The organism is Mesorhizobium sp. P3_A8, assembly GCF_056402995.1.
In genome coordinates this window covers 1-8591 of record NZ_JBFUGI010000031.1, presented here as the reverse complement: position 1 = coordinate 8591, position 8591 = coordinate 1, and the positions used below count along the sequence as shown (strand labels likewise).

The window sequence follows — 8591 nt, the reverse complement described above, 5'->3', positions numbered from 1 at the left end:
ACCGTCGCAGGCGTCGCGGCCGGCAACACCAATGCCAATCTCGACAGCGCCGCAACGATCGGCTCGGTCATCCACGGCACCTATGGCGATCTGACGCTCGGCGCCAATGGCGACTACAGCTACCTCCGCAACCCCGGCTCGCCCGGCGGTGTCAGCGACGTCTTCACCTACACCATCAAGGACGGCGACGGCGACCTGTCGCACACCACGCTGACCATCTCGGTCGGCGACTCCACGCCGACCATCTCCAACCTGACGCCGCAAAGCGGCGGCGGCGACACCATCGTCAACGAGAAGGGCCTGCCGGCAAGCTCAGGCTCGGAAGGCTCGGGCGAACTGGCCGCGCCCGGCGCCGACGGCGATCCGTCGGAGCACAACACCGGCACTTTCACCATCACCTCGCCGGACGGCATCGGCTCGATCACCGTCAACGGCACCGTGATCTCGGCCACCGCACTCGCCAACAGCGGTATCACGCCCATTAACATCACCACCCCGCTCGGCAATACGCTCACCATCACCGGCTTCAGTGCCGGACAGGTCAGCTATACCTACACGCTCCTCGACAACGAAACCCATCCCGCCGCTGGCACCGATTCCATCTACGACAACATGACCGTCACCGTCACCGACACCGACGGCGATGTCTCGGCTCCCGGCACGCTGTCGGTCCAGATCGTCGACGATGTGCCGACATTGGGAACCGTGCAAAGCCAGCAGGCAAGCAACGATCCGTTGCAAACGCCGGCTGTTGGAACACTCCACTTTGTCGCCGGCGCCGACGGAGCCGGGGCCACCATGACAATCACGGCCAACACCACAGGCGTGACCTCGGCCGGCCACAATCTAATCACGGAACAGTCGGGCAATGTGTTGACCGCCTATGCCGACAACAACAACAGCGGCACCCATGATGCGGGCGACACGGCGGTATTCACCATCACCGTCAATCCGAATGCCGGCACGTCGGGGCAGTACACGTTCGACCTTTTGGCGCCGTTGGACGGCACTGTCAGCAATGTTTCCATTGCTTCGAGCGGCGCCTACGGCTCCGGCCCCAGCAATTCCGTCGTCGTAACGGCGGGTGGCCAGAATGTCGTGATGGTGACCGGCTGGGCGCCGACGGGCGGCTTCAATGAAGCAACCTGGCTTACCGGCAGCAATCCGGCGCTGACGCAGACGTCCAATGTCAACGGCTCGAGCGCCGGTTGGGGGCTTGGCAACAACAACTTTGACGCAGGCGAGTTCATGCGTTTCGATTTCGGAACGCCTAACGACTACGATGGCGCCGGGCCCTACACGCCGCCGGTCATTGCCATAGCCAGCGTCAGCTATGCCAAGTTTTCGTTCGATGCGGTTACCGCGGGCGACAAGATCGAGTTCGTCGCCCACTATACCAACGGAACCACGGCTTCCTTCATTCCGACGCTCGGCGCGACGTTGCTGACGATCACATCGCCTGCCGGACTGCAGATCGCATGGGTCGACGCGTACGAGTCGTCGGGCAAGACCAAGCTCAACCTGACCGATGTCGGGGTCACGAGCACCACCGTCGACCATACAATTCCGGTGACATTGCAACTCACGGATGGTGATGGGGACACAACCGGGACAGCAGCGAATTTCACTGTCCACGTGGCCGGCGGCCTGACGCCTTTCGCCGTCGCCGCTCCGATCGTGCTCGACCTCAACCACGATGGAATCCACACGACTGATCTGACGCACTCGACGGTCTCGTACGACTATAATGGTGACGGCGTCGCTTCGAAAACCGCCTGGGTCGACCAGCATGACGGCATTCTGGCGATCGATCTCAACGGCGACGGCAAAGTGAGCAATGCGTCGGAGTTTGTCTTTACCCAGCAAGCCCCTGGCGCCGCGACCGACCTTGCCGCGCTCGAAAAGCTCTATGACACGAACCATGATGGCAAGCTGACCGCCGCCGATCACGACTTTGGGCAGTTCGGCGTCTGGCAGGATGCCAACGGCAACGGCGTGTCGGATCCAGGCGAGTTCAAGTCTCTTGCCGCCTTGGGCATCGTCGAGATCGGTCTGGAGAGCAACAATCAGCACTCGGTTTCGGCGGACGGCTCTGTGTTGACCTATGGCGACGCCACCTTCACGACCGCCGACGGTCAGACAGGCGCGGTCGGCGACATCGGCTTCGGCAATTTCGATAGCGCCGGCTCCGGAAGCACGTCGCCCATCGCCGGCACTTCGGGAGCCGACACGTTCAAGATCGACAATCTGGACATCAAGGATCTGATCGCCGACTACCATGGCGGTGAAGGCGACAAGATCGACTTGAGCGCACTGTTCGACAAGGCGCCGGCCGGCAACATCGCCGACTATGTGCATTACAACAGCGCGACCAGTACTGTGAGCGTCGACACCAGCGGCTCGGGCAACGCCGCCAACTTTGTGGATGTCGCCGTTCTGCAGAACGCGCCTCCCGCCGGCACGATCAACATCCTTTTCGACGACACCCAGCATCAACAGCACACGGCCACGATTTAGCACTTATGCGTGGCCGGTCTGGCATGCTATATATTAGCGAAGAATAAAATGGCGGTTTGGAGAGGGACTTAAATGAAGCGTTGTGCAAAAATGCTGGCTTCGGCCGCACTGCTGCTGCTGGCTGGATCGACGAGCTTCGCCGCAGACATTATCGAGGGGCCGGTAGGCGACTATTGCCGGGTCGTGGGGACGTCCAACCTGGTGCTGAACGACAACATCGTCGATCTCAAGGAGCAGGTGGTCAAGCTGATGGACGAGTCCGTCGCCGTCGCCAACAGCTCGGAGTGGATCAATTCATCCCGGCCTGCCTTCGTCTGGGCCTCGGAAGCCAAGGTCGCCTGCGGCATGGCCTATGGCTATCTGAAGACGAACTACAAGGACGAGGACACACTCAACAAATGCGAGTGTTTCCACGACCGCATGGTCGAATACATGCACTGACCGGATGGGCCGCGCCTGTTGGCCATCATGATATCAGACGGATCAATCTTGAGGGCGATCGCCGCAACGATCGCCTTGGCCAGCCTTGATCTGTTTGCCTCGCAGGCCGGCGCCAGCTGGCTAGGCCTTTGCCGTTTGCGTGCGCCGTATCTTCGTGCCCGGGCCACGATAGATGAAATGCGCCGACGATCCGTCCGCCGGGCAAGCCAGACGGATCATGGCGCTGAGACCCGGCTTTTCTAAATTAAAGAACAAGACGGCACGGCAAGTCCGCCGTAACATGAATGGAAGACCAGACCGGGAAATACCGGCGACAGACGGGGTGGAGCAATCATGGAAGCTGGCCGGCAGGGCCGCAATCCCTGGATTTGGGCAATCGCCCTGACGCTCGCCATGACATTGTCGGGCTGCCAGTCGAAGGGCGGCGTTTCCGAAGTGTTCGATCCGGGCGCGGTTGCCGCGCCTGCCGGCCAGAATAGCGCCGCCGGTGCCGGCACGGCCCAGGCGAGCCAGTCGCTCGGCACCGGTTCGACCAAAATCACGATGTTGCTGCCCTTGTCCGCCCCTGGGTCGTCTGGGGAAAACGGCAGGAAGATGCTCGACGGCGCCAAGCTGGCGATGACCGATATCGGCAATGGATTGCTGACGCTGACCGTAAAGGACACGAAAGGCGACAGCGCACAGGCCGGCAAACTGGCGGTTCAAGCCATAACGACTGGATCCAAAGTCGTCATCGGTCCGACCGAACTGCCGGCGGCCCAGCATATTGCGACGCTGTCGGGATCGAAGCGGCCGCCGGTCCTGGCGCTTGCCGACAATTTCGCCGGCGGTGCCGGAGTTTACGCCGTGCGCCTCAGCGAAGCCGACAGCGCCGCGGCGGGCGCCGCGGGGCTCGCCGCGAAAGGCGGCAAGAAGTTCGTATTGCTTGTCGCGGAAGGCTCGAACGCCAGTGCCGTGGAGAAACGGGTGGTGAACGGCCTCAGCATCTATGGCGCGACGCTCGCGGTCACTGTGCCGTATTCGGCCGGCGACGGTGGCGCCAAGGCGGTCGACCAGATGGGCTCACTCGTGGACACTCCCGACGCGGTCATCGTTGCCAGCGGCGATGACAGCCCAGCGCCTGTGCTTGCCGCCCTCAAATCAAAGGGCATTCCCGGAAAAGCAATCTCTGTCGTCGGAACGGATCGATGGCTGGAGCATCCCATGGATCCGCTGTTCGAGGGGGCATACATCGCCACGCTCGATCCAAGCGAAACCGGACCGATCGCCGACCGCTTCCGGACGGCATACAACTACCCGGCCGACGTCAATGTGGCCTATGCCTATGATATGGTTGCCCTGACAGCAGGGATCGCCAGCGCGGTCGGACCTGATGGCTTCAGCAAACAGGTGCTCGAAAACCCTAGCGGGTTTCGCGGGTCGACAGGTTTGTTCCGTTTTCGCGCTGACGGCTCCAGCCAAAGGTCGATGCCATTCTATCGGATTCAAAAGGGTGCGCTCAAACTGGTTGCCAAATCGACTTCGGGTTTCTGACCGGCTGGCGGCAGGACCTTGCTCGAACGCTGCACTGGCCTGATGGGCTGGCATGCCCGCCTGGTGATCTCGGTCGGGAGCCTTGAGCTGCTGCTCGGAATTGTCCTGATCATGCGTGCCGGAGCCCTGCTTTCCGTCGAACGGCCCGTCCTCGCACCGTCCCTGGAAAATTCCGGTAGCCAGGCAACCCCGGCGGAAGCGGTCGTTCTCGACGATCAAAGGCGGGAACCGGCGCGGCGGATCGCCGAGAGCCTTATCGCCCCACCGCCGGTTGACGCATCGGAAATCGAACGGGTCGAGGCCCGGCCGCCACTCGGAGAACTCGGGCTCGCCGTCCGCCCCAAAACGCCCATGCCGAAAGACTGGCGCGAAACCCTGCTCTACCGTCCGATTGCAACGTCGGCGGCGACGTTCGAATCGACGGGGTGGACGGTGGTCATCAGCGGGGCCCAGGACATCGACGTGAACCAGACCTGTTCGTTTCGCGACGAGGCCTGGCCCTGCGGCCAGCGGGCCCGCGCGGCCTTCAATGCGTGGCTGCGGGGGCGCGCGCTGACCTGTGTTCTGCCGCCGGATATCGAGCGCTTCGCCATCGCCGCACCGTGCCGGCTGGGCAAGCAGGATGTCGGCGCCTGGCTCGTCGCCAATGGCTGGGCCATGGCGCTGCCAGGCGGCATCTATGGCAAGGCGGAAGCAATTGCCAGGAATGCCGGGATGGGTGTCTTCGGGCCACCGCGCTAGGCAGGCGCCGCCTGTTCGGCAATCTCCGATATTTCACCTGACCGTCATGGCTCAGGGTTCCCGGCAGGCCGTCTTCGAGCGGGGCATATCGAAGAGGTCATTCGGCGTTTTTTCATCAAATTGTACGGTTGGACGAAACCGAAATTAGGGCAGCCAGGCCGTATACCAGCCGATCTGACAGGAGACTGGCCAATGACGAGACCAATGGCGACCACCACAGCCCAGCCCTGGAAGCGCGTCGCGTGGCTGACATTGCTGGGAACCGCAGGGAGCCTCGGGCTTTCCCTTGGCCTCAACTACCTGCTCCTGTTCAGCGACACGCTGACGCCGTTCGCCCGCAGCATGATCACCGCGGGACTGCTGCCGGTGATCATCGGCCTGCCGCTTTTCGCGCTGATCGGCTGGAATCGGGTCGAAATCCGCCGCTACCGGCAGGAACTCAACAGGTCCGGGACCTACGACGGGCTGACGGGCTGCCTGAACGGGCCGGTTTTCACATCGATGATCGAACGACGGGCACCCAGGCGATCGGGGCCAGGGCCACGCTCGGGCGCCTTCCTGGTCATTCATCCGGAACACCTTCGGTCCATCAACATGCGATTTGGCCTTGAATGGGGCGACGAGGCCTTGCGGCTCATCGTCTCGACCATACAGTCGTCGGTGCGCGAGGAGGATCTGATCGGGCGCATCGGGGCCTCGATGTTCGGGGTTTTCCTCTCGGGCGCGACTGAAGCGGAGGCTAAGGAAATCGGCGAGCGTATCCGCACGCGTGTCGCGCAAGTCTATTTCGCGCCAAAAGGCACCGAGGATGTCCTCACCATCAAGGTCGGCGGCGTGATGCTGGAGAACGAGATGGAGTTCTCGGACATGTTCCGGTCCGCCGAACAGCACCTGTCCGACGCGCAGGATGATACCGGGTTCGAACTGGCGCATCTCCACAGCTGAGAACAGCGGCGGCGTCAGAGCAGAACAATTCACGAAACCAGGAAATCTGGTGCTGCGAGAGAGGATTGAACTCTCGACCTCTCCCTTACCAAGGGAGTGCTCTACCACTGAGCTACCGCAGCCGCCGATGGCGGGCTTCTGCCATATCGAACCGGCAAGCGCAAGGCCAAGAACAACGCTTCTGTGAAAGCCTTTGCCGGATAGCTTTCAATGACATGGCGGCGCCACAATGTTGGCTATCCCTGAATGGGAGGTTGGCCGGTCGCCGGCCGGGGCGGGACGATGAGCGACAAGACAAATCAGGCGAAAAAGGGCGGTACGGATCGCAAGGACCGGCTCGCCGAGCAATTGCGTGCCAATCTGCAGAAACGCAAGGCGCAGTCGCGCTCGCGCCGTAGTGGCGACGCCGACAAGCGGCGCGCCGGGGAAGCCGATCAGCGGCCGGACGGGCTCGGTTCGGCCAAGGAAATGCAGAAAGATTAACTCAAATCAGCCACTCTTGGACCGGGGTGGGCGAAATCCTATTTCTTGAACCAGATTGGCCAATGGTCTAGACGGGCCGATACTCAAACGATTGAACCGGCCTTTTCTGGCCGAGAGGGACGTTCTCTAATGGATCGCATCAGAATTGTCGGGGGCAACAAGCTCTCCGGAAGCATTCCGATTTCGGGCGCGAAAAATGCCGCTTTGCCCTTGATGATCGCCTCGCTGTTGACCGACGACACGCTGACGCTGGAAAACGTGCCGCATCTGGCCGATGTCGAGCAGCTGATCCGCATCCTCGGCAATCACGGCGTCGACTATTCGGTCAATGGCCGCCGCGAGAAGCAGAATGAAGGCTATTCGCGCACCATCAACTTCTCCGCCCGCAACATCGTCGACACGACGGCGCCTTACGAGCTGGTGTCGAAGATGCGGGCCTCGTTCTGGGTGATCGGGCCGCTGCTGGCCCGCATGGGCGAGGCCAAGGTGTCGCTGCCCGGCGGTTGCGCCATCGGCACGCGCCCGGTCGACCTGTTCCTCGAAGGCCTGCAGGCGCTGGGCGCCGATCTCGACGTCGACACCGGCTATGTCATCGCCAAGACCAAGAATGGCCGCCTGATCGGCAACCGCTTTGTGTTCCCCAAGGTCTCGGTCGGCGCCACTCATGTGCTGATGATGGCGGCTTCGTTGGCCAAGGGCGAGACGGTGCTGGAAAACGCCGCCTGCGAGCCCGAAATCGTCAACCTCGCCGAATGCCTTAACGCCATGGGAGCCAAGATTTCCGGCGCCGGCAGCCCGACCATCACCATCGACGGCGTCGAATCGCTGTCGGGCGCGCGCGTGCGCGTCATCCCCGACCGCATCGAGACCGGCACCTATGCCATGGCGGTTGCCATGACCGGCGGCGACGTCGTGCTCGAAGGTGCACGTCCGGAACTGCTGCAGACCGCGCTGGACGTCATTTCGCAGACGGGTGCGGAGATCACGCCGACCAATTCCGGCATCCGCGTCAGGCGCAACGGCTCCGGCATTTCGCCGGTCGACGTCACGACCGCGCCCTTCCCGGCCTTCCCGACCGATCTGCAGGCGCAGTTCATGGGCCTGATGACCATGGCCAAGGGCAAGTCGCGCATCACCGAGACGATCTTCGAAAACCGCTTCATGCACGTCCAGGAACTGGCCCGGCTCGGCGCCCACATCACGCTTTCGGGCCAGACAGCGATCGTCGACGGCGTCGCGAAGCTGAAAGGTGCGCCGGTCATGGCCACCGACCTGCGCGCTTCGGTGTCACTGGTCATTGCCGGCCTTGCGGCCGAAGGCGAGACCACGGTCAACCGCGTCTACCATCTCGACCGCGGCTTCGAGCGGCTGGAAGAAAAGCTGTCCAACTGCGGCGCGGTGATCGAGCGGATTTCGGCCTGACGATCGCTACTTTACCCTTACTTTCCGCGCTGGTGATTGGCGAAAGCCGCGGCAACGGCTGATCTCCCCCCTTGCGGGGGAGATGTCCGGCAGGACAGAGGGGGGTGTGAAGGATCGCCAACCTTTCGAATTGCCTATTTCGAACTGAACAAAGTCACGCAAGGGCGCGGCCCGGATTGGCCGCAGGCCGGCGGGACAGCACCCCCCTCTGCCCTGCCGGGCATCTCCCCCGCAAGGGGCCTGTTGTGTAATTGCAGCAGAGCGCGGATGAGAGCGGGATTGCGGGAATATCGCCCGTATTCGTGAGTTCTTGTGTCTGGTTTGGAATTTCGGGCGGCGGTTCGGCCTCGTGGGGCCGGACTGCGGGCGCACCTATCCTGTGATGGCGGCCCATCGGCGCATGTTGAAGGCAATCGCCGCTAACGTCACCTGGGCAGTGGCTTTGGCCAGCCCGACATAGCGGATCGTGGTCAGCTTCATGCGGTGGATCGTGGTCAGCTTCATGCGGT

The 8591-nt window shown here is 62.6% G+C and carries 7 protein-coding genes and 1 tRNA gene; 7 read left to right on the top strand and 1 reads right to left on the bottom strand.

The genetic code is table 11. From position 1 onward, the window contains the following. The 5 genes from AC1DX4_RS34865 to AC1DX4_RS34845 form a co-directional block, all read left to right on the top strand. The coding region (locus AC1DX4_RS34865) for a beta strand repeat-containing protein (protein ID WP_477224653.1) at positions 1–2517 on the top strand (2517 nt) is incomplete at its 5' end. 72 nt (positions 2518–2589) lie between these two features. After that, complete coding sequence (locus AC1DX4_RS34860) at positions 2590–2958, top strand: hypothetical protein (RefSeq protein ID WP_477224652.1); 369 nt, start codon at positions 2590–2592, stop codon at positions 2956–2958. 333 nt (positions 2959–3291) lie between these two features. Beyond that, complete coding sequence (locus AC1DX4_RS34855; RefSeq protein ID WP_477224651.1) at positions 3292–4491, top strand: ABC transporter substrate-binding protein; 1200 nt, start codon at positions 3292–3294, stop codon at positions 4489–4491. Positions 4492–4509: 18 nt separating this feature from the next. Next, positions 4510–5232, top strand: a complete 723-nt coding sequence (locus AC1DX4_RS34850) for a thermonuclease family protein (protein ID WP_477224650.1) — start codon at positions 4510–4512, stop codon at positions 5230–5232. A 192-nt stretch (positions 5233–5424) separates the two neighbouring features. Then, entirely contained in the window at positions 5425–6177 is a 753-nt protein-coding gene (locus AC1DX4_RS34845; RefSeq protein ID WP_477224649.1) for a GGDEF domain-containing protein, read from the top strand. A gap of 47 nt (positions 6178–6224) precedes the next feature. Here the strand turns inward: AC1DX4_RS34845 and AC1DX4_RS34840 are convergent. Next, a tRNA-Thr gene (locus AC1DX4_RS34840) sits at positions 6225–6299 on the bottom strand. Positions 6300–6459: 160 nt separating this feature from the next. On the opposite strand from AC1DX4_RS34840, the gene AC1DX4_RS34835 reads away from it, so the two are divergent. Together AC1DX4_RS34835 and murA are read left to right on the top strand one after the other, a co-directional pair. After that, positions 6460–6660 carry a hypothetical protein gene (locus AC1DX4_RS34835; protein WP_477224648.1) on the top strand — a complete coding sequence of 67 codons (201 nt, stop codon included), beginning with the start codon at positions 6460–6462 and terminating at the stop codon, positions 6658–6660. Positions 6661–6789: 129 nt separating this feature from the next. Next, the gene (murA, locus tag AC1DX4_RS34830; RefSeq protein WP_477224647.1) at positions 6790–8082 is read left to right on the top strand and encodes a UDP-N-acetylglucosamine 1-carboxyvinyltransferase; all 1293 of its coding nucleotides are present in this window, start codon (positions 6790–6792) and stop codon (positions 8080–8082) included. Positions 8083–8591 lie beyond the last annotated feature (509 nt).

Coding starts and splice junctions, on each gene's coding strand:
- AC1DX4_RS34860 (WP_477224652.1), top strand. CDS start 2,590: ATGAAGCGTTGTGCAAAAATGCTGGCTTCGGCCGCACTGCTGCTGCTG.
- AC1DX4_RS34855 (WP_477224651.1), top strand. CDS start 3,292: ATGGAAGCTGGCCGGCAGGGCCGCAATCCCTGGATTTGGGCAATCGCC.
- AC1DX4_RS34845 (WP_477224649.1), top strand. CDS start 5,425: ATGACGAGACCAATGGCGACCACCACAGCCCAGCCCTGGAAGCGCGTC.
- AC1DX4_RS34835 (WP_477224648.1), top strand. CDS start 6,460: ATGAGCGACAAGACAAATCAGGCGAAAAAGGGCGGTACGGATCGCAAG.
- murA (WP_477224647.1), top strand. CDS start 6,790: ATGGATCGCATCAGAATTGTCGGGGGCAACAAGCTCTCCGGAAGCATT.